The 24,233-nt window shown below is 49.0% G+C and carries 17 protein-coding genes; 14 read left to right on the top strand and 3 right to left on the bottom strand.

Annotated features, from left to right (window positions below):
• From E0698_RS18015 to E0698_RS17995, 5 genes are all read left to right on the top strand, one after another.
• Complete coding sequence (locus E0698_RS18015) at positions 1-1,923, top strand: glycosyl hydrolase (RefSeq protein WP_192512443.1); 1,923 nt, start codon at positions 1-3, stop codon at positions 1,921-1,923.
• A 55-nt stretch (positions 1,924-1,978) separates the two neighbouring features.
• Positions 1,979-3,100, top strand: a complete 1,122-nt coding sequence (locus E0698_RS18010) for a glycoside hydrolase family 88 protein (RefSeq protein ID WP_192512442.1) — start codon at positions 1,979-1,981, stop codon at positions 3,098-3,100.
• 478 nt (positions 3,101-3,578) lie between these two features.
• Positions 3,579-4,031: an RDD family protein gene (locus tag E0698_RS18005; protein WP_337916343.1), complete on the top strand. Its 453-nt coding sequence runs from the start codon at positions 3,579-3,581 to the stop codon at positions 4,029-4,031.
• A 216-nt stretch (positions 4,032-4,247) separates the two neighbouring features.
• On the top strand, positions 4,248-6,215 hold the full coding sequence (locus E0698_RS18000; RefSeq protein WP_192512440.1) for an ATP-dependent DNA helicase: 1,968 nt from the start codon (positions 4,248-4,250) through the stop codon (positions 6,213-6,215).
• On the top strand, positions 6,209-6,508 hold the full coding sequence (locus E0698_RS17995; protein ID WP_192512439.1) for a DUF6509 family protein: 300 nt from the start codon (positions 6,209-6,211) through the stop codon (positions 6,506-6,508). Before E0698_RS18000 ends, E0698_RS17995 begins: the two co-directional genes overlap by 7 nt.
• Before the next feature lie 113 nt (positions 6,509-6,621).
• Here the strand turns inward: E0698_RS17995 and E0698_RS17990 are convergent, their stop codons facing one another.
• Entirely contained in the window at positions 6,622-6,984 is a 363-nt protein-coding gene (locus E0698_RS17990) for a hypothetical protein (protein ID WP_192512438.1), read from the bottom strand.
• Between the two features lie 250 nt (positions 6,985-7,234).
• On the opposite strand from E0698_RS17990, the gene E0698_RS17985 reads away from it, so the two are divergent.
• The 3 genes from E0698_RS17985 to E0698_RS17975 all read left to right on the top strand — a co-directional run bounded on the left by E0698_RS17985 (position 7,235) and on the right by E0698_RS17975 (position 9,766).
• On the top strand, positions 7,235-8,158 hold the full coding sequence (locus E0698_RS17985) for a PLP-dependent cysteine synthase family protein (protein ID WP_134909849.1): 924 nt from the start codon (positions 7,235-7,237) through the stop codon (positions 8,156-8,158).
• 1 nt (position 8,159) lies between these two features.
• Positions 8,160-9,296 carry a bifunctional cystathionine gamma-lyase/homocysteine desulfhydrase gene (locus E0698_RS17980; protein WP_149094110.1) on the top strand — a complete coding sequence of 379 codons (1,137 nt, stop codon included), beginning with the start codon at positions 8,160-8,162 and terminating at the stop codon, positions 9,294-9,296.
• Between the two features lie 131 nt (positions 9,297-9,427).
• The gene (locus E0698_RS17975) at positions 9,428-9,766 is read left to right on the top strand and encodes a hypothetical protein (RefSeq protein WP_134909845.1); all 339 of its coding nucleotides are present in this window, start codon (positions 9,428-9,430) and stop codon (positions 9,764-9,766) included.
• A 115-nt stretch (positions 9,767-9,881) separates the two neighbouring features.
• On the opposite strand, the gene E0698_RS17970 is transcribed toward E0698_RS17975, so the two are convergent.
• Positions 9,882-10,094 (bottom strand): hypothetical protein, encoded by a 213-nt coding sequence (locus E0698_RS17970; protein ID WP_134909843.1) that lies wholly within the window; start codon positions 10,092-10,094, stop codon positions 9,882-9,884.
• 297 nt (positions 10,095-10,391) lie between these two features.
• On the opposite strand from E0698_RS17970, the gene E0698_RS17965 reads away from it, so the two are divergent.
• Positions 10,392-13,139 (top strand): PHB depolymerase family esterase, encoded by a 2,748-nt coding sequence (locus E0698_RS17965; protein ID WP_192512437.1) that lies wholly within the window; start codon positions 10,392-10,394, stop codon positions 13,137-13,139.
• Between the two features lie 121 nt (positions 13,140-13,260).
• Here E0698_RS17965 and E0698_RS17960 read toward each other — a convergent pair whose 3' ends face one another.
• Positions 13,261-14,178 (bottom strand): hypothetical protein, encoded by a 918-nt coding sequence (locus E0698_RS17960; RefSeq protein WP_192512436.1) that lies wholly within the window; start codon positions 14,176-14,178, stop codon positions 13,261-13,263.
• Between the two features lie 445 nt (positions 14,179-14,623).
• Here E0698_RS17960 and E0698_RS17955 point away from each other — a divergent pair, with 445 nt between their 5' ends.
• From E0698_RS17955 to E0698_RS17935, 5 genes are read left to right on the top strand one after another with little or no spacing between them, the layout of a single operon-like run.
• Complete coding sequence (locus E0698_RS17955) at positions 14,624-16,429, top strand: vWA domain-containing protein (protein WP_192512435.1); 1,806 nt, start codon at positions 14,624-14,626, stop codon at positions 16,427-16,429.
• 24 nt (positions 16,430-16,453) lie between these two features.
• Positions 16,454-19,843 (top strand): tubulin-like doman-containing protein, encoded by a 3,390-nt coding sequence (locus E0698_RS17950; protein WP_134909839.1) that lies wholly within the window; start codon positions 16,454-16,456, stop codon positions 19,841-19,843.
• 3 nt (positions 19,844-19,846) lie between these two features.
• A complete protein-coding gene (locus E0698_RS17945) occupies positions 19,847-22,213 on the top strand; it encodes a transcription initiation factor TFIID (protein WP_192512434.1) in 2,367 nt (788 codons plus the stop codon).
• 46 nt (positions 22,214-22,259) lie between these two features.
• Positions 22,260-23,549 (top strand): vWA domain-containing protein, encoded by a 1,290-nt coding sequence (locus tag E0698_RS17940; protein ID WP_192512433.1) that lies wholly within the window; start codon positions 22,260-22,262, stop codon positions 23,547-23,549.
• Between the two features lie 18 nt (positions 23,550-23,567).
• Entirely contained in the window at positions 23,568-24,221 is a 654-nt protein-coding gene (locus E0698_RS17935; RefSeq protein WP_192512432.1) for a beta-mannanase, read from the top strand.
• The last annotated feature ends 12 nt before the right edge of the window (positions 24,222-24,233 follow it).

The following is a 24,233-nucleotide window of genomic DNA, read 5'->3' as shown; positions in this document are numbered from 1 at the left end:
ATGAATAAGCTGCATACAGGCAGCGTGTATCCTTGGCAGACGGAGCTGGAGGAATTTATAGAGCAGTTGGATGAACAGTTGGAAAACGGGCTGAATCGAGTAGATGACGGCTGGACTCACCAACGTAAGCTTGCCGTGCTGGAAAAGCTGGTTCGTGCTTATACTCCGCATCAGGATGAAAATGGGGCCATTATCGACCCTCATTCTGATAGTGAACGGTATTACTCGACTCCATCTTATGCTTTGGCAGCGGCGGTACTGGTCAAAGAAGGTCGGCATGACTTGCTCGAATCCGCTGCGGCGGCTCTAACACACAGCATAGCATGTGTGGTGGAGGAAAGGGCCCCGGATCACCATCCGGACTTTTTTCCGATCATGATGATGGGGGCGTATCGGCTGCTCAAAAACCTGCTGCCAGAGCAGGCCACAGCATGGAAGCAGCAGTTGAGCCGGATTCAGCCGGAAGACACCTACATTTTTACGATGAGCAAAATGAAAAATCCGAACCGCATGATCAACTGGAATGCAATTATGATGTCCGGTGAGTTTATGCGTGCGGCAGAAGGAATTGCCGCGGATTCGGAATGGATGGAGACGTATATCCGCAGTTATCATTTGCCGCGCTTTACCGGATTGGGCTTGTATGAGGACGGTCCGCTGGATCGGCCCAATAGCCCGTTCGCCTACGACATCGTCACACGCTTTCATCTGGGCGTGATGCTGGAAAGTGGATATGATGGCGGCTGCGCCACTGAGCTGCGCGACCATCTTCGCAAGGGGGCGCTCAGTTCGTTGCTGGCGTTATCCCCACACGGGGAAATTCCGCCGCGTGGAAGAAGCGCGCAGCATCAGTGGAACGAAGCGGCAGCGGCCTTCGTTTTCACGACACATGCGCAGCAGGCTTTTGCAGCGGGCGCGCATGGGCTGGCAGGCGCATTCCGGCGGGCAGCGGACCTGTGCTGGCAGGCAATTGGCCGCTGGCAGACCGACGAAGGCAAGCTGCATATCGTCCGCAACCATTATTCGTCCGAGGCGCGGCATGGCTTCGAGGTGTATTCGAACCATACCTGCTACAGCCTGTGGACGGCCGCTGCACTGGCTTACACACTTTTGCACGGAGCGGATGTGGAGCGCATTTCACCATCCTTAATTCCGGCGGAAATCGGCAGCCGAGTGCTGGAAACGGACGGCTGGTTCCAGACCGTCATTGCGACCGTAGATGGACAGCAAATGCTTGTGCAAACATCGGTCAATGACCCGTACAATATTCCCGGCATCGCACGTATCCAGCGTTCCACGCTGCCGCCGCTCATCGGTCCGTCCTCGGCAGGGCATGCAGACCGCGGCTTTACAGGCTTTGCGGAAGGGGATATTTTCCCGCTCAGCTATACCCCGGCCTGGCAAACGGAGGATGGGAAATGGCACAGCCTGTCGGAAGGCATTCCCGGCACGCTGGAGTTCGACCGGGACGGAGGCATTGATCCGCTGGACGGCGGAGGATCGGTACAGATGGAGCAAAGCACCACATCTGATGGAGAGACTGATTTTACGTTGTTGTGGAAGGGTCCATTCCCGGGCGTATGGGAAATTCGAACGCATTATCGGCAGGTATCCGGCAAAATTGAAGTGACGTATGAGCTTCAAGGCAATATTCAGTCGGTGGGGGCGCTTATTCCTTTAATGGCGTATGACGGCCAGGAACACAGTGTCATTCACCATGTCATGTCGGCAGGTGAAGAAAAGGAAAGCATTCGGGTGGAATATGCAGGTGCGAGTCTGGAAGTTATTCCAGCAACGAAAGGAACGAATGTCGTGTGGCCAGAAGAACTGGCTTCTGTGGCCTGTCGGAATGGACTACTCAAGGGAGCACGTCTGGAATGCGAGGGTAGCCGTATTTCTTTTATCATTCATTTGCCAGCATAAATAAGGGTCGGAACAATCGATTTTTTAACATGTGGAAAAGGGAGAGTGAAGAGCAATGACTGAAACAGAAGCGTGGCTGGAACGATCGTGGGAGCTGGCTTTGGATAAAACGCTTGCCTTGGCGGCAAGACTGGGGGACTCCTTTCCACATGTTGCAGAAGGTGGACGTTATGATCATCGTGAGGAAGAATGGTGGACGGCCGGCTTTTATCCGGGTTTGCTATGGCTGATACATCGGGCGCGCCTTGACAGCGAAGCAGCTAGAATTGCACAGCAGTGCGAGGAACGTCTGGAAAAGGTGCTCTACAACAGTGAAGCCGTAGACCATGATCTTGGCTTTATTTGGCTGTTGAGCGGTGTGGCAGCCCATCGGTTGACTGGAGATCCAGAATCCAGAAGACGTGGGCTGTTAGCCGCTAACCTGCTGGCTGCCCGATTTAACGTGAATGGCCGTTTTATTCGCGCGTGGAATTTCCACGCCAAGGACATGGATACGCGGGGCGTAGCGATTATAGACAGCATGATGAATCTGCCCTTACTCTATTGGGCTTCGCAGGAAAGCGGGGACCCGCGTTTTGCCGCTCTGGCTGTGCAGCATGCCGATACCGTAGCGCGTGAGTTTGTCCGTGCTGACGGTTCGATTGCGCATGTGATCGAGTTCGACCCGGAGATTGGAAAAAAACGCGCCGAGCACGGCGGACAGGGATTTGCACCCGGCTCTGCCTGGGCACGTGGCACGGCATGGGCTTTGTACGGCTTTACGCTTTCGTACGGGTACACGCGCGATTCGCGTTATTTGAAGGTGGCCGAGAACACGGCAGATTTTTTCCTGTCCCAACTGGGCGATGCTTGCCTGCCTGTGTGGGATTTTAGAGCGGAGGAGGGGCACCGTGAAGCTTGGGATTCGTCTGCTGCTGCGATTGCAGCGAGTGGCCTACTGGAGCTGGCAAAATACTCGACGCGTGCGGAGCATTTTACGACGGCAGCGAAATCCATTCTCAAGGGCTTGCATGAGACCTGTACAGCATGGGAGCAGGATCAGGAGGGACTGCTCATGAATGGAACTGTACATTATCCCGAGCAAAAGTACATTAACGTTCCCATCATCTACGGCGATTATTTCTTTGTCGAGGCGCTGGCAAAGCTGCGTGGAGAAGAAGGCTTGTTTAGTGTGTAATTCGGGATTATCGGGGAATCGGGATGCGGAAAATCTACGGCAGGCCGGACTATTATTTGCGTAGGTGCCTTGTAGGGCCGGTGAAGGCAGCGTGTGTGTAATTTTCAATTACATATACGCTGTTTTTTTATAACCGAAATAGCTGATTGCAATTCGATGCTAAAGAACTACTTCTAGTAGAAGAGAGGGGATAGCTTTGTTTAGCTCATATTAAATCAGAGGGAAAATATTAAAGATAAGCTCTTAGCTCTTATAAAATTTTTCATTTTAATGCATGGATATAGGTCCTGTTGCTTGTTTATGAGAATTTATTCGTAAATTGACAAAGGGGGTAGGCATCCGTATGATAACTTCTTGGATAAAGGGATAAATTGGGTTTTAAATCTCATTTAAAAAGGAGTTATGCATCACCATGGAAACAACGAACGATAGTGAAAAACAGATATACGGAGGGTTTTGGAAAAGGACGGCTGCGTTTGTGATTGATCTGATCATTGTAACTGTAATGGCTCTTTTAGTAGCGGGAATATTTTCCATGATTCCAGTCCTTCTAGACATGGAGGAGGTTGGCTTCATAAAAGCATTACATATGTTGTGGCCGCTGATCCTATGGCTTATAGTGCCGTGGCTGTATTGTGTGTTGTGGGAGTCATCGAATGCTCAAGCGACACCAGGCAAGCTTGCGTTTTCTCTAATTGTCGTGAACGAGGAAGGAAAGCGTCTTGGATTCATGCACGCCTCCGGGCGTTATTGGATTAAAGCTATTTCTGGTGTATTTGTTCATATTATTTACATCGTTGTTGCTTTTACTGCAAAAAAACAGGGACTACACGATCTTTGTGCCAAAACCTTGGTTGTGAATAAAAAAGAGCTGCAACGACATGAACAGCATCCGTCTTTATCCCCGGTATCTACGAATATCATGAATTGATGAACAGACGGCAACAGCGATCGTAAGATCAAATCCTACGCGTATCGCCTTCACACAGCCGACCACCCATGCCCTTTCTTTTACAGAGAAATCTCTTCCTTTTCATAGCGAAATAAAAAAATGTAAGCTGTTCGCACAGTTTCCATGTTCTTTTTAGCTTGTTTTGCGTTATAATGAAAGGATGCACATTATGAACGAATTGGAGGCACAGCCCGATTGACTACTTATCCTTTTGCCTTTGATCCGTCCAAGCCGTTTATTGAGCAGGCAAGTGACTGGATTGCGGATGTATTTTATGAAGTTTTGCCTGAAGTCGGCTTTGAGGTTCGGGATGAACAAATTTATATGGCATTCCAGTTGGAGCGTGCCTATAAGGAAAAGAAAACGATTTTCGCGGAAGCAGGTGTGGGCACAGGCAAAACGCTGGTGTACCTCCTGTACGCTATTGCATATGCCCGGTACATGAGAAAGCCCGCGATTATCGCCTGCGCGGACGAGTCGCTGATTGAACAACTGGTGAAACCGGAGGGGGATATCGCCAAGCTGGCGCGGCATTTGAGCCTGACGATTGATGCCCGACTGGGTAAGTCGCCAGATCAGTATATTTGTCTGAACAAGCTGGATAACGTACGAGGCGGATTGGATGATGACGCGGATGTGTTCCGTGATATCTATCAGGACCTGCCGGATTTTGTCCATTTTCCGGATACGCTACAATCCTTTACCCCTTACGGGAACCGCAAAGAGTATCCCGAGCTAACGGACGGACAGTGGAGCAGACTGGGCTGGGATGTATTTCAAGATTGTCTCGTTTGCCATCAGCGGCATCGTTGTGGACAGACGTTGTCCCGTGATCATTACCGCAAAGCAGCGGATCTGGTGATCTGCTCTCATGATTTTTATATGGAGCATGTATGGACCTATGAAGCGAGAAAGCGTGAGGGTCAGCTGTCGTTACTGCCGGAGCACAGCTCTGTCGTCTTTGACGAAGGGCATCTGCTGGAGACAGCGGCGCAGAATGCACTCACTTATAAGCTGAAGCACGCTCAATTCGAGGCCATTATTACCCGTCTGCTAGAGGGGGAAGTGCGAGAATCGCTGGCAATGACGATTGAAGATGCGATAACCCAAAGTGAGGTTTTGTTCGCTGCGCTCGATAAGAACAGTCAGCCTGTACAGGGTTCTAATCGCAAGGAGTTTACCTTGAATGAGTCGCTGATTCTAGAGGTAAACCGCTTTGGCGAACTGATTGGCACGATTGAAGAAGAGCTTGTATTTGAAAGCGGGTTATTCTCTCTGGATGAGTACCAGGTCAAAATCGTGGAAGAACATCTGGAAATGATTCAGACGGCGTTGGCCTTGTTTAAGCGCCCGGAACTCCTGATTTCGTGGGTAATGGAGGATCATGATGGATTAACGCTTGTGGTTATGCCCAAGATGGTAAAAGAGATTCTCAAAGAACGGGTATTTGCACAGCATATACCGATTGTATTCTCCTCAGCTACACTTTCCGTGGAGAACTCCTTTGATTATATGGCGCAAAGTCTCGGTATTGAGAATCCGCTCACGTTTTCCGTTGCTTCACCGTATGATTACAACGACCAGATGCAAGCGGCCTTGTATCCATTGCAGGTGGGGCATGATCCAATCCAGAGAGCGTTGGCCCTGCTGGAGAAATCGCAGGGAAGAGCGCTTATCCTGTTTCCATCACAGGAGGAACTGGTTGCATTCAGAACGGGTCTCGCGGCTTACCGTGAAGCGTCTGCTTTTCGTTTTCTATATGAAGGATCGGCTGAAATCAGCCATCTGATCTCATCTTTCCAAAATGATGAGGAAAGCGTCTTGTGTGCTGTTACGTTATGGGAAGGACTGGATATTCCGGGCCCGTCCCTGTCGCACGTCATTATCTGGTCGCTGCCTTTTCCTCCGAATGATCCGGTTTTTACGGCACTGCGCAAGGATGCGACAGATCCGTTTATGGAAATAGATATGCCTCACATGGCGCTCAGACTCAGACAAGGCATCGGGCGATTAATTCGCTCGCGAAATGATCGGGGCTGGATCTCCATCATGGGCCAGGATCTGAACCGCCAAGAAGTACGTACACAGGTTTTACAACTACTGCCTGCGGGCGTAGAATGCACTGTAATCGAAGGAAATCCGGAGGGAATGAAGACATGTTAAATTTTACAACGTACACGGTAGATCAGATTAAAGACGCTTTTGGTATTTTGAGTGGGCAGCGTTATGAATTTATAATTGATGTAGAGGTTGAAGAGGACGACGAGCTCTACACCGAAAACGGGCTGTATATTCGCACCCTTTATTTAGTAGACGAAGAGAAAACAGGAATATTGAAATACGAGCTGATTGAAAAAGTAACGAACCGTTACATCGAGCTTGAATTGGAAGAGGATGAGTTGCAGGCTGTTGAGAGCTTCTGCAAAGAGCATGTGCAGGACGGAGCCGTAAAGTAACGAAATAGAACGCTTGGGTGTGATAGCCCCCGTATAACGAAGTATGTAAAGGAGTCCTGATGTAATTGATCAGGCTCCTTTTTTCATGCTCATTCCAAAAATATTCGTCTGTCTCAGCGCAGTTTGTCCCACACATTCACCATAAACAGCACAACCCCGGCCGCCAGTAGTACCCACCCTATGATGATCAAAATCCCAATATCAGGCACCCCATACGTTTTCCCTGCAATCGCTAATACTAATAACGGAAGGCCGATATTATGCAGCCAAAAATGGGCGCGTGCCAGTGCGGTAACCGAAAGCGCAGGAAAGGCGATATAGACCAAACCTATCATTCCGAGAGCCGTCCAACCGAGCAAATGAATATGAGACTGAACGCTGGACAGGCTGTAATCCCCCGACACGCCAATAATCATATTAAGCAGCGCACCGAGGGCAAAATACACAGCAGCTATTTTAATGAATTGCTTTCCCATATGAAATCCTCCTTATGATTATAGCCATTGTGTAACACACCATCTATCATATCGAGGAAGAAGGTCAGGGGTGTGGGTGCTGTGAAGGATGTCATTTGACAAAAGCTTCAAATACACATAAAATCTTATTGCGTCAATACTTACCGTATTACTGTGTTTTCTCGGAGATGATAGCGAACTTCTCCGACAATAGGTCTGTATTTTTGACCATTGGTTTATTAGGATTCGTCATTAAAAGGAGCTTGAAATCATGAATGTATATCATAATACGCTGGAATTAATCGGGCGCACGCCGCTAGTAGAACTGCACAGCTATTCTCTGCCGAGGGGGATTCGTCTGTTCGCCAAGCTGGAGTTTATGAACCCCGGCGGTAGCGTGAAGGACCGGGTGGGCAAGGCTCTGATTGAAAAAGCCTTAAAAACCGGTCAGTTAAAGCCTGGCGGAACTTTAATTGAAGCCACAGCAGGCAACGCAGGTATTGGTCTTGCTATGGCAGCGCTCCATTATAATATCTCGGTTATTTTTGCTGTGCCTGAAAAGTTTAGTCAAGAAAAGCAGGATCTGATGAAGGCGCTGGGAGCACGTATCGTTCATACCCCGACAAGTGAGGGGATGAAGGGAGCCATCGAGAAAACGAAGGAGCTGGCTGCTGAGTTTCAAGATGCTTATTTGCCACGTCAATTCAGCAATCCGGATAATCCAGAGGCTTATTACACGACGATGGGACCGGAAATTTGGAACGATCTGGACGGAAAAGTAGATGTATTTGTAGCAGGAGCAGGTTCGGGGGGAACCTTTATGGGAACCTCGCGTTACCTTAAGGAACAAAATACATCCATTAAAACCGTAATCGTGGAGCCGGAAGGTTCCATTTTGAACGGCGGAGAATCGGGTTCGCATAAAACCGAAGGGATTGGCATGGAATTGATTCCTGAGTTTATCGATAAGGGTTATTTTAATGCCATTCACACGATTAGCGACGTCGATGCGTTTGACCGTGTCAAGGAGCTGGCAGCGCGTGAAGGACTTCTTGTCGGCAGCTCTTCCGGGTCGGCATTACATGCCGCTTTACTGGAAGCAGAGAACGCAGCGGATGGCGCACATATCGTCACCATTTTCCCGGATAGCAGTGAACGTTATCTGAGCAAAAAAATATATGAAGGCGGGATATAAAATGAAACGTAAAACAAAGCTGATTCACGGCGGCCTCCCTACCGATCCGCATACAGGTGCAGTTAACGTCCCTATCTATCAGGTAAGCACATATGAGCAAGAGGAAATCGGCGTTCATAAGGGCTACGAATATTCGCGTACAGGCAATCCGACCCGCTTTGCGCTGGAAGAGTTGATCAAGGAGCTGGAGGAAGGAAAACGCGGTTTTGCTTTCGGCTCGGGGATGGCGGCGATCCATGCGGTATTTTCACTGTTTAATGCAGGAGATCATATTTTGTTGACCGATGATGTATACGGCGGCACCTACCGTATTGTAAGCAAGGTGCTTAACCGGATTGGCATAGAGGCTACTTTTGTGGATACGACCGACCTGGAGGCCATCTCCAAAGCGATCCGACCAAATACGAAGGCACTGTATGTAGAAACGCCAACGAACCCGCTGCTGAAAGTTACGGATATCCGTGCGGTTTCGGAGCTGGTGAAAAAGCACGACCTGTTGCTAATCGTCGACAATACATTTGCCACTCCATATTGGCAGACACCACTTACGCTTGGAGCCGATATCGTCATTCACTCTGCTACCAAATATTTGGGCGGCCACAGCGATGTTGTAGCTGGTCTGGCTGTTGTGAACAGCGACGAGTTGGGAGAGCAGCTTCATTTTCTGCAAAACGCCATTGGTGCTATTCTCGGCCCACATGATTCCTGGTTACTGATCCGCGGTATTAAAACATTGGGTCTGCGTATGGAAGCGATTGAGCAAAATGCGAAGGAAATTGCAGCCTTTTTGGAAAAACATCCGAAGGTTAGCAAAGTGTACTATCCTGGACTGGAAAGCCATGCGCAGCACGAGCTGTCCAAAATCCAGGCCGAAGGCTTTGGCGGCATCATTTCCTTTGATGTAGGTAGCGACGCTAACGCGGTTGCACTTCTGAAAAAGGTGAAATATTTTACACTGGCTGAAAGCTTGGGAGCGGTTGAAAGTCTGATCAGTGTTCCGGCACGCATGACACATGCATCTATTCCGGTAGAACGCCGCGCAGAATTGGGAATTACCGAAGGACTGGTGCGGATCTCAGTAGGAATTGAAGATCTTGAGGATTTAATTGAAGACTTACAGGCGGCATTGCAAGGCTAAGAATCATTTGAAAAGTAAGGGGTGGCTGAGGCCGCCTCTTTTTTTTCGAAAATGTGGAAGAAGGTATTGATTTCCCTAGATAACCGAGTATAATACTTGGTAATAGGGTGCATCATAAGGAGAGAGACAATATGCAACTGATAAAAACACATAGCTATCTGCAAGTGGATGACTATTTGGATCTACTTAATTATGCGAAACAATTAAACGATACAGAGTGGCAGCAAGAGCTTAAAGAAGCCTTACAGCATCAATTGCTGGAGAATGGCAAAGAGACTAAAGATTCTGAAATCAATGCGCTTTGGCAGCATTTTGACCAGATTAACGATAGATTATTGGAGTTGTTTGATCTTTTACGAAATAGTAATAATACGGTAGAGAGAAATTCGTGGAGCGAACAGATTTGGGAACTGAAGCTGGAGCGCATCAAGTTAGAAAAGCAAATTCAAGCGAGTTATGCACATTATTAAGGGTTCGGCATACCAATAAATATAACAAAACTAGATAAAAAAAGGCATGCAGCTGTAACTGCAATGCCAAGAATTCGCGAAAATCAGTTGAAAAATAATGCTCAATACAAAGAAATTATTTTGAAGTTTGTTTCATGTCGCGCATCATTTTCATCATCATCGTCATCATTTCGTCGCATTCTTGCATTTTAGTCATCATCATATCCATGTTCATGTCCATCATATCCATATCCGACATTTTTTCCATGCACATGTTCATGCTTTTCATTTTAGCCATCATGTCTTCCATACACATGGTCATCATCATTTCCATACACATCTTTTCCATTGTTTTCCCTCCTCATCATTTGGAAATAGTAACTTCTTCCTAAACATACTATACCCTAGTAGAGATAGCAATAATCATGACAGCTAAAAACAGGTTTATAAGTATAGAAATTTTCAATAACGAAGTTAAGCACTCTGCTTTCTTCGTTTTTTTGTTTTATAAGAATAGCCTCTTTTTTTGGGAGGAAGAAAGGAGTACGCAAAGGTGATAACGAATAGCTTTATATAGTTAAAATGAATGTTAACGGAATATTATCGCGACGTCTCTGAGGAAACAAAAACCTGGAGGGGGAATGTTATGAGGTTCACGCATCTGGAAAAAGCGACAACTGTGCTGTTGGATCATCCGGTTCGTCTGACGTCTGCTTATGCAGTCGGTCCGGTCAAGCTGCCGGAAAATTGCGGTGTGGGTAGGGCATGGTCTGATCATTTTACCCCTGAGGAATGGGATTTGGAAAGGGCTTGTAATGAAGAAGGACTGGAGCTTTCGGCTGGAGGAAAGGTAGCGTGCCGCTTATTAACTGAGCTGGACCCTCGAAACGCCGAATTGAATTTAGGTGTCTTTCCGCCCCTGACTGAGCAAGAAAGGCTTTTGCTGGTTTCGAATCTCCGCTGCGCGGCAGCACAGGAAGTTATTTTCAGACCGTTTGAAGGAACAGGACAAATTTGGGTGGACGGCATATTGGTATATGCGGAATCCGGTCCTTTGCGCTTGTATTTGGAGGAAGGTAATCATACGGTGGTGGTCGTTGTAGCCTTTATTCCCGATGAAGCTCGCTCTATTCGGATTAGTGGAACTCATATTTATGACAGTGCAGATGTGGCGGAGCTGCATCAGGAATTCGTAGAGCGCAATATACGTTTTCATATGGCATGGCTGGAGGTGGAGAAACCCGCTGGCAGAGAGGGGGAAGACAGTCCGGTCTCGTTTTATTTGCTGCGCAAGGATCGTATAGATCTTCCTGTAGATCAGTCATTGTGGGTCGAGGTAACGAATGATGAGGGAACGCTGCTGGATCGGTTTCAAGCGGTTTGGGAGCAGGAGCAGCAATATGCCTGGAATGAGGAAGTTACCGGGAATACGGGGATGCTGCATTTTACGGTTACATATCAGGACCATGAGGCAAGAGAGCATTATTTTGTGTACTCGATGCTTGTGCGGCCTTTGTCGGCGGTTGTGGAGGGTTTGCAAGAAGAGTACGACCAGTATAATCATTTTTATAATATAGATGCTCCCGGCTCTGCGAGGAATTTACAGGCAGAAGGCTTGCTGGAGGAACTGAAAAGGTTAACGGCTTTGCCGGAAGACCCTTTTGAAATCTGGGATTATCGCATAGTGCGGGAATATATCAAGCTGCTAAAACGGATTTTCACACATGCATATACGGAACGACCTCAGCATCCATCTCGGGAAGATAACATCCTTTTGTGCCCTGACGGGATTGGCGAAGGCTTTTTTGTCTCCCGTTTGGACAACAGCCTTCAACGCTACACGATACAGCTTCCCCGAAACTATTCGGCGGATCGGCAGTATCCTCTGATCGTCCTGATGCCGGGCAAACGGTATGAGCTGGGTCTGCCGGACTTTCAGAAACGGGGCTTTGGACGGGGCTGGGAGGAAGAGGCGATATTCGTCACTTTTTCGTGCCGTGGAGTTACGCTAGGCAGTTACATTGGCGAAGCCGCTTTTCTGGAGGCTCTGGATGTCATTCTGCAAGCGTACCGGGTGGATGAAGACCGAATCTATCTGACGGGCTATTCTAACGGCGCATACGCTGCCTGGGCGATGGCACAGGCGTATCCTTCGCGTTTTGCGGCTATTGCTGTCATTGCTGGCGCACCGCATCCGAAGCATCTGATGAACTTACTGAATATGCCCATATTCAATGTGGTTGGAGATCAGGATTACTTGTTTGCGCAAGCTTATACGGCTCCTGAAACCGAGCTTTCATCCGACCATTATAAAGGAGTAGTGGAACGGTGGGCCAACCATTGGGACACGCATGAACTGAGGCTTTTGGACGGTGTACTGAGCTGGCTAATGCAATGGAAGAGAGTGATGGTACCTCAGCGTATTGCCTACCGAACGGAGCGGGGGAGACATAACCGGGCTTATTGGCTGGAGCTGACACAAGTGGATGAAACCGAGGAATACGCCGAACTTTACGGTGAATTGAGCAAAACGGGTGAACTGGATGTTAGAGCCGTCCACGTTGATGAATTTATTATTCACCTCTCACATGAGATCGTACCATTGGAGCTTGTCCATGTCCGTATTGGAGCGCGGGTTTTCGTGTTGGATTTACTAGAATATAACCGCTTTCGCTTTGTTAAAATAGAGTCGCGGAAACGCCCCTCACCTGAATATCGATTGATTGCTGAACGGGGTAGCGAAACGTATGGGAGTTCTGGAAAAGAAACGGATGACGAAACGGCAACGTTCAGGTTAAAAAGCGCAGGTCGGAATCCTTCTGGCCATGGTATGGGAGTGCTCGACGTTTATATGGGGCGCCTGCACATTGTCCTTCCGTCCAGCTATGCTACACCCGAAGAAGAGCAGGCGGTAAAACGGACGGCGAAGGCATTGGCCAGCCCACGCACATCAACCTGGAATCCGTATATCGGTGTTCATTACCCTGTCGTGGCTTCTCATGCTATTTCGGAGGAAGAGTTGGCTGACAGTAACGTTATCTGTATCACCTCGGGCTTGTCCCGACATGAGCTGCTTCAGCGGCATCAAGCCCATTTGCAGATCACCTGTACGGAAAAAGGGTATATACTGGACGGCGATTTTACGGCAGGCGAGTATTGTCTTTCGTATATCCAGCCTGCCCCGTGGTCCAAAAGCCAACAAATGCTTGTTGTGGCGACAAATTCTCCCCGCATGCTAGGTAAAAACCTGTTCACGCGCAGACTGATTATGCCCGGTTATTTTAACGGTCTGCACCCGTATTTGAATAAGGATATTATCGTGTATGACAGCAAGGGTGTACGTGCTTTTAATTTTACTTCCATAAATCAAGCGCAGCAAAAGCTGCAAGGCTGATCCAAAAGCCAGAACTAAAAAACCGTCCGGAGGCGCTGGCGATCCTGACGGTTTTTTTGCTGCTTCATTGCAGTGGTTTGTCATGGTAATGACGTCATATATAGAAGGGTGTTAGGACAGATCAGTTTTTATACTGCTCCATCAGGTATACGATCTTGACCTCATCGGCCAAATCGCCAAAGGGTTCATAAGGATTCTCCTGAATGATATGATATAAACGCTGGACTCGTTCCTTTGGCAGTTTGCGCACATATCTGGAAATAAAACTGGCGTGCATGACCACATAGCGCTTTTTACGGACTGCTGCGCTGGCAACACGGACAAGAATATCCTCGCCTCCTGCCATTTCCAGAATGCGGCGCTCATAAAAGGTGACGTAACGGAACGTTCGATCCTTAATTAGCTCGCGATTTAATCTCGCAATCTCTCCAATATATCTGACCATAAGCGGTTCAAAGCTTTTGATCAGGAGAGGGTCGAGCGTTAGCTCCATATCCTTGCGGAGAACAAAAGATTGCAGCAAGGCGACTTGTTGGAGCCTTATCCGGTCGTTGTGAATGAGTACGGCAATCTCACGCAGCATTTCATAGGAGACACGCTCGCTGAGCTGTCGCAGGGCAACCGCGTTTTTATGATTGATGCTCAGGCCCTCTTTAATCTGTTCTATGCGGCCTCTGAACAGGCGTATAAGCTGCCTGTGCTGCTCATAGGGACGAATATGCTGCTGTAGAAGCACCAAGGGTAGCAGGAGAAGCGCGCCGATGATACCGCACAGGAGCATTTGCTGGGTTGAATGACCGAAAAAGACGGCGGCGGCCAGCAGCGCGATGCCGAAGGCGAGGTCCTTGCGAAAATAAAGCTTGGCTTTGCGGTTGGCATATTGCTCTACAGGCACCAGTGCGTCGCGACCGCATGACGTACATTCCTTCTCCCATAGGGCAGTGAACTGTCCGCATCGTTTGCAGATCCGCAGCTTTTGGTACGCATGCTCGGTGTGGGTAAACGGACGAAATTGTACAGGCTGCTTGGAACTACTCATTGCGATCACTTCTCCGGTTCAGCAGGGCTAGAAGCTCAGTGTTCATTTGCGTAATCGAGGGAGCGCGTTTTTTATGTATAGAGTAAATGATTAATTTGATGGCGACAAAAAGAAACAAAATCGCCAAACATCCGTATGAGATCATAGTGTACTTCCTCTTTCTGCTCAGATTTTTACAGCGATATTTTACAAGGGCGGGTTTCGCTTCTGTCATTTTTGTCGTATAAAGGAGAAGGCTGGTGCCCAATTGCCCTCGTTGGGGTATAATTATATCATTACTGCAGGATATTGGTAAAATCCTGCGGTGTAATAGACTTCTTGGGTGTATTCAGGCTATTCGGGCACCATTTTCAGCTAGCTCTCATGTAAAACTCATTATAATTTAATAGTAGGGGAGTACAACTGTAATTTAGAATGAGAACTAATCGGCAAAGGGGTACAGGCGATGTTTAGTAGAGACAGAAAATGGTTTTTGGTCATCGGAATCATATGTACAATGATCATGACCTCAATTTCGGCATGGCAGCCGCAGACGGCGAATGCCGCTTCAACCTCCGCCTCCAAGGTGGATGCGGTGCTGCTCGTCGATGTGAGTAATTCCATGAACACCAGTGATCCAGGCAAAATTGGCAATGAAGCCATGAAAATGTTCATTGATATGCTGTCGACGCAAAACGACAAGGTCGGCATTGTAGCGTATACGGATGTCGTACAGCGCGAGAAGGCTTTGCTTAATATTACGTCCGAAGCGGACAAGCAGGAACTGAAGTCGTTCATTGACGGGCTGAACCGGGGGGCGTATACTGACACCTCCGTAGGTGTCAAGGAAGCGATCCGAATTTTGAAGGATGGCAAAACAGCGGGACATGCGCCTATGATCGTCATGCTGGCCGATGGTAACAACGATTTAAATAAAACGACGGGCAGAACTGAAAGCCAATCCGATCAGGATATGGTAAAGGCTGTGGCCGAAGCTAAAAATAGCGGCGTTCCGATCTACACCATCGGTTTGAATGCAAACGGAAAACTGAATAAAAACAAGCTCGCAGACATTGCGCAGCAAACGGGCGGTAAATCCTTTATTACAAGCTCGGCGGATGATCTGCCGAACATCTTGAGTGAAATTTTCGCCAGCAATTTGAAGCTGAAGGTTGTTCCCTTGCAGTCCATTACGGCTAACGGCAACTATCAGGACGTTACGGTAACTGTACCGAACGATAGCGTGCTGGAGGCTAATATTTCGATTATGTCCTCCAAGCCGGTGGATGCGAGACTGATAGACCCGTCGGGCAATACCAAGCCGATTCCTTCAAGTGATGTACTGCTGTCCAAGTCGAAAAGCTACTCGCTGATTAAGCTGCTCAAGCCTGTGGCTGGCGACTGGAAGCTCCAGGTCAAGGGAGTCCAGCAGGATCAGATTGATATTAATCTGGTGTTCAACTATGATTTGGAACTGAAACTGGATGCACCGCCTGCCAAAGCTTACAAAAAAGGTGACGCAGTCCAAATTCGTTCCTACCTGACGAGTAACAACCAGCAGCTTCAGGATCAGGAACTGTATGCAAATATGAATGCAGTTCTAAAGGTCAAGGACCTTGATTCCGGTACAACGAATGAGGTTCCATTGAAGAATGAGGGAGACGCCTTTACCGGCTCCTACACGATACCGGATGAGCATGACTATGAACTGACCGTCAGAGCAGAGGAAAAGAGCTTCTACCGTGAAACCCAGCCTGTGACCATCAGTGCCAAGGCTGCGGCGGGCAGTAGCACGAATAACGGTACTACGACGGCGCCAGCAGCACCTGCCGAGAAGTCCAAACTGCTACCCCTCATTCTTTTGGGGCTGGGACTGATCGTTCTGCTGATTGCAGCTTACTTTATCTGGAAGGCTGTCAAAAAAGCCAACCGCGGCTTTGTCGGACAAATCGTTCTGGAGATTCGGGACGAAAATACCGGCGAAAAAACGTATCCGCAATACAAAAAGCTGAACACCTTCCGGGGCAAATTCAATCTGCACCAGTTGCTGCAACTGGCACCGGAATTTGCCGGAACCGATAAGGTGGTGTTCACGCCAGCCAATCAGGACCGTATCATTGTGCGCAGCACTCCGGAGATTACGATTGAAAAATCCGGACGCGCTGTAGATACAGGCAGTGGTCTTGAGCTGAAAAACGGTGATCGTCTGACGATTCCGCTGGCAAGCGTGGACAAAACCATTTTGCTGGAATTCATTTCAGTAAACAGCTAAACGAACCCTTAGGAGGTCAAATCTATGAAACCAGTAGTTAGAGAGCATATCCAGCAATTAGATGTATCACTCGGCGGAGGGATCGTAAGCGATAAAATCAGGGTTGATACCATTGATAATCCCATTTTGATTATCGGACTCGGAGGGACGGGGATTGATGCCCTCCTCCGTTTGAAATATCAAATTAACCGCAGATTCAAGCTGCCAGCAGATCCGGTTTCCAAGAAAAAGAGCGAGAAGCCGGACAACGTGGAATTTCTCGCTTTTGAAACGAATGAACAGGACCGTAACAAAAAATATAAAGGTATTGGCTTGGACCCGATCAACGAGTTTGTCCTGCTGTCCAATGCGGAAATCGGTGGCTTGCTGCAAAACCGCAGCATTTTGGAGCCGTACATTACGGATTGGCTATCACCCGAGCTGAGCATTACCGATGGCATGAACGGGGCCGCAGGGGTGCGTCAGGCTGGACGTTTGCTGCTGTTCACCAAAATCAATCAAGTCGTGCAAAGCATTGATAAGAAAATCAAAACCCTGTCTGAAGGCACCAATAAGAAGCTGATGGTGTTCCTCCTGTCCGGGTTGTCCGGCGGTACGGGAAGCGGTACCTTCCTCGATATCTCGTATATCGTCCGTGGGATTATTGAGCGTGATTACGGCTCCGCAGGTGTGGACCGCGTGAACACACTCGGTTATCTGTTTACGCCGGACATTAATCTGGCGAACAAAAGCTTGAGCGAGCATACACGTGAATATATTAAAAAGAACGGCTATGCTGCGCTGAAAGAGCTGGATTACTGGATGAATGTGGACAGCCGCAGTGAACGGTTCAAACAGCAGTATGGCAACATTTTGACCGTAAATTCACCGTTGCCGCCATTTAATCTGTGTCATCTCATTTCAGCGACGAATACAGAAGGCAAGCTACTGGAAAACGCTTATGATTACTGCATGAATGTCACCGCCGAGAACATCACCAACTTTATGGCGAGCGAGGAAAAGCAATCGGGCGAAGAGTTTGCCATTCATGACTATATCAGCAACATTCGCACCAATATTGCACAAATGAACAAGGCATATCCTGCCAACTACGATTACAATATTATCGGGGCTTCCTCAGCGGTACTGCCGATGGAGGAAATGACAACATACCTGGCCTACCGGATGTTTGGCAAAATGTCCAAAATGTTCGAGCAATCACCGAATCAAGAGGATGTCGAAAAGTTTGCTCGCAAGCTGGGTGTCGATCTGGACAGCATGATCAAAAACTTTGAATCTCGTGTACCTGAACCGCTGCCGGGCTTTGAAAACAGTGAACGACTAAGCTACAACAATGTGGTCAAAATGCAAGTCGTTAATATGGACACAGAGCTGGAGCAGACGTTCCTGACCCGTGCCCGCGAGGAATATATCAAGGCGAAGAAGCAGCTTCCGGGTGAAATTACCGGGCAGTTTACCGACCAAATTCGCCGGATGTTCCTGCATCCCGAGCAAGGGCCGTTTTATGTATCCCGTATGATTTATACGGAAAAAGGCTTTAGCTTGCTGAAAATGCTGCTTTCGTACATTGAGACGCTGCGTGAATCACTGCATCGTATCCCTACGGATATTGAATGGGCGCGTGAACAGGCGGGCGAAAAGCTGGGCGACGCCAAGAGCGCGTTCGTGTCCAAGGATAAAAAGAAAAATGCGTACATCGAAGCGAAAATTAATGAATACTGGCTTCGGGCCGATGTGGAGCGTACAGAGCAGCTTATTGAATTTTATGAAGACCTGTATGATCTGCTGAATAAGGAAAACAGCCGCATTTATAATGTATTTACTGAAATTTTGAACGCACTGAGCGCGATTTTCGAGAAGAATGGCGATCTGCTGATCAACGGCGAAGAACAGTCCGATCACAGAGGCAACAAGACGTACTATTGGAATCTGGTCAGCGTGCCGGATATTTCCGAAGTCGTAACCAAGTTGCTGGATAATCGCGACGGTGATGATCTGATTCGTGATTTTGCCCAAGAGTTGTTAGAAAATTCAGATCAATGGGTGAAGGATCAGGATATCGACATCATTAGTTCCATCTCCAACTTCCTGACCGACAAGTTCGGTGATCTGATTACCCGTTCGATGGAGGATTTCCTCGTTATGAAATACGGGCAGGATGAGGCCATTGAAAAATTCGTGGAGCGCTATATTGCGAGCAAACTGGATGAAGAAGCCGTGCCTGTTTTCCATCTGAGCAATAGCTCCGGTAACCTGTACTTCCCGTCATGGGGCTTCGTTTCGGTACCTGTACAGTCGCCTAATATCCTGAAAGGCGTTCGCAATTATCAAAATAATGCCATTGGTAAATCACACTTTACAATTAAAGAGAGCGAAGTCCGTAACCGGATTTTCTGGCTCAATACGCGCAATGGTGTGCCGTTGTTTGTTTATACGCCGCTCAAGGTGTATGAAGAAAGCTATGAAAAAACGATTCTCGACCGCGAAGGTATTGGCCGCCATCTGGTGCAAACAGGCCAAAACAACTGGACGAATCTGCCGTCGCCGATTCCTGAAAAATCCTGGGGCGAAACGTATGTCAATTCGCGTGTGCAAGCCTATAATGCCCGCATTCGTAATGACTTCGACCGTGCCAAGTCACTTGGCGTGATCCGTGAGAAGGATGTTGACCAGAATACGAGCAGCCGCTTTACTGTGCTGCGTTCACGTGCGCTGGATCTGAATGGTCTGCTGGCAGGCTACGATATGCGTTTGCAGGAATCCAAGCCGAATCTGGGTGAGGTGAAGAGAGCATGGTCTGAGCTAAAACGTCTGCTGGCTGAAGGGCTGGAACAGGCGGGAAGCAAGGACATCTTTGGCAGCATCAATGAAGAGATGGCGAAGGAAAATCTAATCCGTTCACCGGAGTTAACGCAGGTGGTTCGTGAAGAGCTGACGAAATATACTCAAATTGAAGCGAAGGCTGCCGAGCTGGAAGCCTTGCTGGGCAAATATCAGGATGAGGAAAAATGGCTGGATCAGTTCATTCAGGCACTCTATACCGACACGATTACGAAGAAAGGCGCTTTGTACGTCTATGACCGTGACGAAGAGGAAGAGGCTTGGGAGCCGTTTGCCAATGTCATGAAGAGCCGCAATTACGTGGAGTTTGAAGTGTTTACGAACTTCCGTGGTCTGGAAGAGAAGAAATATGCAGCTCTGATGCGTAAGGCGGATCGTCGTGATGCTGTCCTGACTTCGTCCGAGGATATTACGCCGTTGCTGGCGAAACTGGATGAACTGGCTGCAACCTACATGGAAGCCCGGAATCAATTGGAATATGAAAAGGTGGAGCTGGCTAACGGAGCGGAACTCTATGCGTTCTACGCTCAAATGTCCGGGAAACTAAACGATATCCGCAGAAAGTTGAAGTAAAGTATGAGGGAGCAGCTGTTACGTTATGCGGCTGACTATGCAGTCGCAGAGGATCAATTAATCGGTAGCGGGGATGGACGCAGCAGCATCCATTTCCCGTCCGTGTTTCTTTTTATCGGTGACCGTATGGGCCCGGCGATGAACACCATTGCAGATATCAACCGGACCAAGTGGGATAACAGTACAGGGGTAACGTACATCCACATCCGCTCGCAGGAGGATCATGCCGCTGTTGACCGTTCGATGGATGTCATTGCCCATACAGTAGCGGTACCGGAGGAAAGCAGCCACAAAACCGGACGCCGTGATTTGCATCAGGCTTTTTATACACATGAATCGCAGTTGATTGAGCTTAACGCCGCGTTGCGCCGGGCTAGTGGGCACTTGGCGGATTACGGTCGCTTGTATTCCTCGTTCGAGCGTGTCCATTTGTCGATCCTGACGACAGCCGACGATCCCATGAATGTATTGGTTCCCGAGATTACGCTGTTGGCGGAATACATTTTTGCGCAGTCCTTTAAGTCGGTGCAGATGGATTTGTACGTTTTGGTCAGCGAAAGCGATCAGGCAGCCCAATTTGGCTACAGCAGCGCAGCGTCAGTCGCTTTTATGCGGGAGCTGGACTATATTCAAAGTCCGGATTATACGTTTACGGCGCCACTGCATATGACTGAGGACAAACTGACCATTCCTGTATCTCATGCTCCGTCGCCGTTGTTCGATCTCGTCTATGTGCTGTCCGACAAGAACGAACGCGGTGTAACGGTGCCGAATAGCCTGCGGGAGAGCTGTGACATCATTTGCCACATTCAGCTTCTTAAAAATCGTTATCAGGCGGGGGATTCCTATCGATCCCAGGATGGGGGATACAACAATACATCGTTTAAAAACAACATCATGACGGAATCCGGGCGGCAGGGCTATGTGTCGGCCGGATTTTCCCGGGTAAAGCGCCCTAATGAGTCGATTGCGCTTACGGTGCTGTATCACTTTTATGTGAAGCTGCTGGCGCGTATGAGAACAGAGCAGGAATGGGATATACGCGATAAGCTGGATTATTTCGGTCTGGATGCTACCGAGCGAGGCCGTACACGTAATGACCTCGTTCCTGGCAATGAGGCCATTACCGACATGAGCGCCCTCATGACCAGCGGAGCCAGCTACGGCTCGTTAAAGCGGATGACACTGCGCGAGGCGGAGGAAGCCTTGTTCGGACAGGGCTGTGATGCCTTTTTCCGTGATAATTGTGAACGGATCGCACACAAACGGTTGGGGGATTTTCAGGCAGAATTACGTCTGCAAACGGCTGTGAACGAATCGGCCAAGGAGCACCCTGAGATCGGTTTGTTCGAGCTTACGGACTGGACGGATGAGAATAAGACCGGGAATGTGCTTACCGCCATTCGGGGACTGATTCGCGATACGTCCATTGATTTGCAGGTCAGCGCTGCCGAGCTGGATGCCCTGTATAGCGGACGAGTGGAGGACCAGCCTTTTCAACGCTTGCCGCTGATGGATAAACATAATGTGCGCAGCTTGATCCGTTACCTGACCGAGACGGTCTATGGGCACAAGCTGCACATGCTGCGGATTCAAACGGATCTGGAGCTACTTCGCCGTTATGAGCTGGCTCTTGAAAAATGGCATATGCAGGCGAAACATATTACTGTACAGCTTGCCAATTTGGAGCGTGACCTGCATCAGGCTGCAACGGACAGCGTCCGTCAGGCTGACAGCTACACGGGCCAAAACCTGTTTGAGTATTACGAGCGTGTGACGGAAGATGTCATGCAAGAGCTGGAGACCAAGCGGGGCAAATCTGTATTCTTTGATGTACGGCATATGGGTCCTGTGTCCAATTTGCTGGATGGAGGTCCGTCAAAGCTGGTGGATCGACTCACACAGACTTGCCGCACCCTGATCCTCAGCGCACAGCCGTTTAACCAGACATTCGAGGAAGAATTGCTGCGGCGGGCGAATGTGGCTGCTGCCTATGAAAATCGGCTGGTCGTTCCGAAGGATGAGCTGTTTAAAAAACTGTACCAAACGCTGGAGGTAAACGGCGGCATTAACGTGCGTTTACTGGATTACACTCATGAGCATCGGTATGAGGAAAAGTATTTCTTTGGTGACTACGAAGGCGAATTTCTTCCTTATGCGCTGGATGTGGATATTACCTCGCGCATTTACAAGCTGGGGTTTGTGCATGAGCGCCGCAGCAGCGGGGTAGAAAAGCTTCATTTGATGGGTGGTTTCCATCTGGAGGATCTGATGGTCTACCGTAACGGTAAGACGTATTATGAGACATATATCGCGAATGGTTTCGTGTTTCACGGGATCAGCGCGGATCGGCTGCCAGAATTGCGGTAGCAACATGTGTATCCTACTTTAATTATGGAAGGAAGCAACGATTCTTATGAAGCAGCGTAAATTTAATGTTCTCCTGCTGCTGTTCGGCTTGCTGGGCGCCGTAGTGGGCTTCATCATTGGAGAGCTGATTCTTAACAAACTGATAGGCCACTGGCCGCATATCATCGTGCTTGGGCTGTATTTTGGCATCATGGCGCTGTGTATTGGCCTGGGATGCCTTATCGGCGAGTGGATTTCGCCACAACTGAACGGGCCTTCATGGCGGCAGCGGTACTCCGGGCTGTCCTGGAAGCTGCTGGTGCCTGCTACGCTGGTGATGCTGTTCGTGGCAGGGCTGCTGCTGGAACTGGGCTATCAGGTAAACCCCGAAGGTCGCAAAAGTGTACAGGACCTCGTGCTCGTCATTGATAATTCCGGGAGTATGCAGCAAACAGATCCCGACAATGAACGTCTGACAGCCGCCAAGAGTCTAATTGGTCAAATGGATGGAGACAAGCGGGTAGCCATTGTTTCCTTTGAGTCCACTGCGCAGTTGGTTCAGCCGTTTACCCCGATTGGCACAGATGCGGAGAAGCAAGCCGTTTATGCCAAAATCGACAGCATGCATACCTTAATGACAGGCAGCACAGAAATCGGTCTTGCTTTGGATGAAACCATCAAGGAAATTGAAACTCAGGGTAATGCAGAAAAGGGTTCTCTCGTTATTATGCTGTCTGACGGCTTTAGTGATCTGGATACTCAGACGGCATTGGCTCCTTACATCGCCCGGCAGATTCCGATTAATACGATCGGTCTGAAGCTCGCTGAATCCGATGGTATAGCATTATTACAAAATATTGCCCAAATGACGGGTGGAACTTACTCCAATGTAGCGAATGCACAAGGTCTTACTCAGGCGTTCGGTAAAATTTATGACAAAATCGGCGACCGTACACTGGTAACGGAGCGAACAGGTGAGTATGCGGACAGTCTGTATTTTGCCATTTATCGCGTAACGGCTCTGGTAATTGTTGGAGTCCTACTGGGATTGGCGCTCGGACTGATGTTCGATAACCGTTTTCTGGCGCGGAATTTCGCGATTGGCGGGATTCCTGCCGGATTGCTTGCTGGCTTTATTTTGGAAAAGGGCCTGTCCGGCTCGCCCATCAGTGATTTGATGATTCGTTTGATGGCAGCGCTCGTATTGGCGGCCCTGATCGCCGTCTTCTCGCTCGTGCTGCCGATTGCGGAAAATACTCGCCGTTCTTCCGGCGGAGGAAACCCCGGTGCGCCATCAGGTCGCCGGAGAGGCGCACCGGAAGGCCCGCCGCGTAATCGACGCAGCAGTGGATTTTAGAACGGGAGGCTGGAACTTATGCAGTATAGGGATGCACAGCCCAGTGATCCTGTTATTTCGGAGCTGAGCCACAAAATTGACGACAACCGGGTTGTGCTTCGCTGGCAGTGGCCGGAAGGAGCAGCCGTGGTATATATTGCGAAACAATTAGCCGATCCGGGTGTGAACAGGCAGGAAGATGCCGAAGCCTTGCCGCCTTTTTCAAGCCTTAAGCTCTTCACACGTGAGGAGTACAAAGCTGCTGGCAGTTACCGCGACCGGATCGATGGCATTGGACGCGTGCGGTATACCGTGTATCCGGCTGTGCGGGAGGACGGAGATACTTTTGTGATCCGTCAGCAGAATGGAGCTAACCGGCTGGAACTGAGCACGGGCAAAGCTAAAATCAGATATGCGGTTCACCACAAAAAAAGCTGGTTTCGCAGCCGCAAAACGGTGCAGATTCAGGTGACGGCTGAAGTTCCTGTTCCGCAGGAGGCGCTTTGCTATGTGAAAAAGCGTGGTGGCTATCCGGCGGACCGGGAGGACGGGACCTTATACCCGTTCACGGCACCGTTCGCTGCGGGACGAAATGTGTTGCCCGCTGTGGAAGTAGGCGGAGATGAATATGTGCGGTTGTTTTTTACGGACGGTCAGAAATATGGCATGGTATATGAATTAGTCCCTGAATGAAAGGAGGCCGCA

The sequence above is a fragment of the Paenibacillus sp. 23TSA30-6 genome (assembly GCF_014858585.1).
GTDB lineage: Bacteria > Bacillota > Bacilli > Paenibacillales > Paenibacillaceae > Paenibacillus.
The sequence above is the reverse complement of the archived record's forward strand: the minus strand, read 5'-3'. Positions and strand labels throughout refer to the sequence as shown.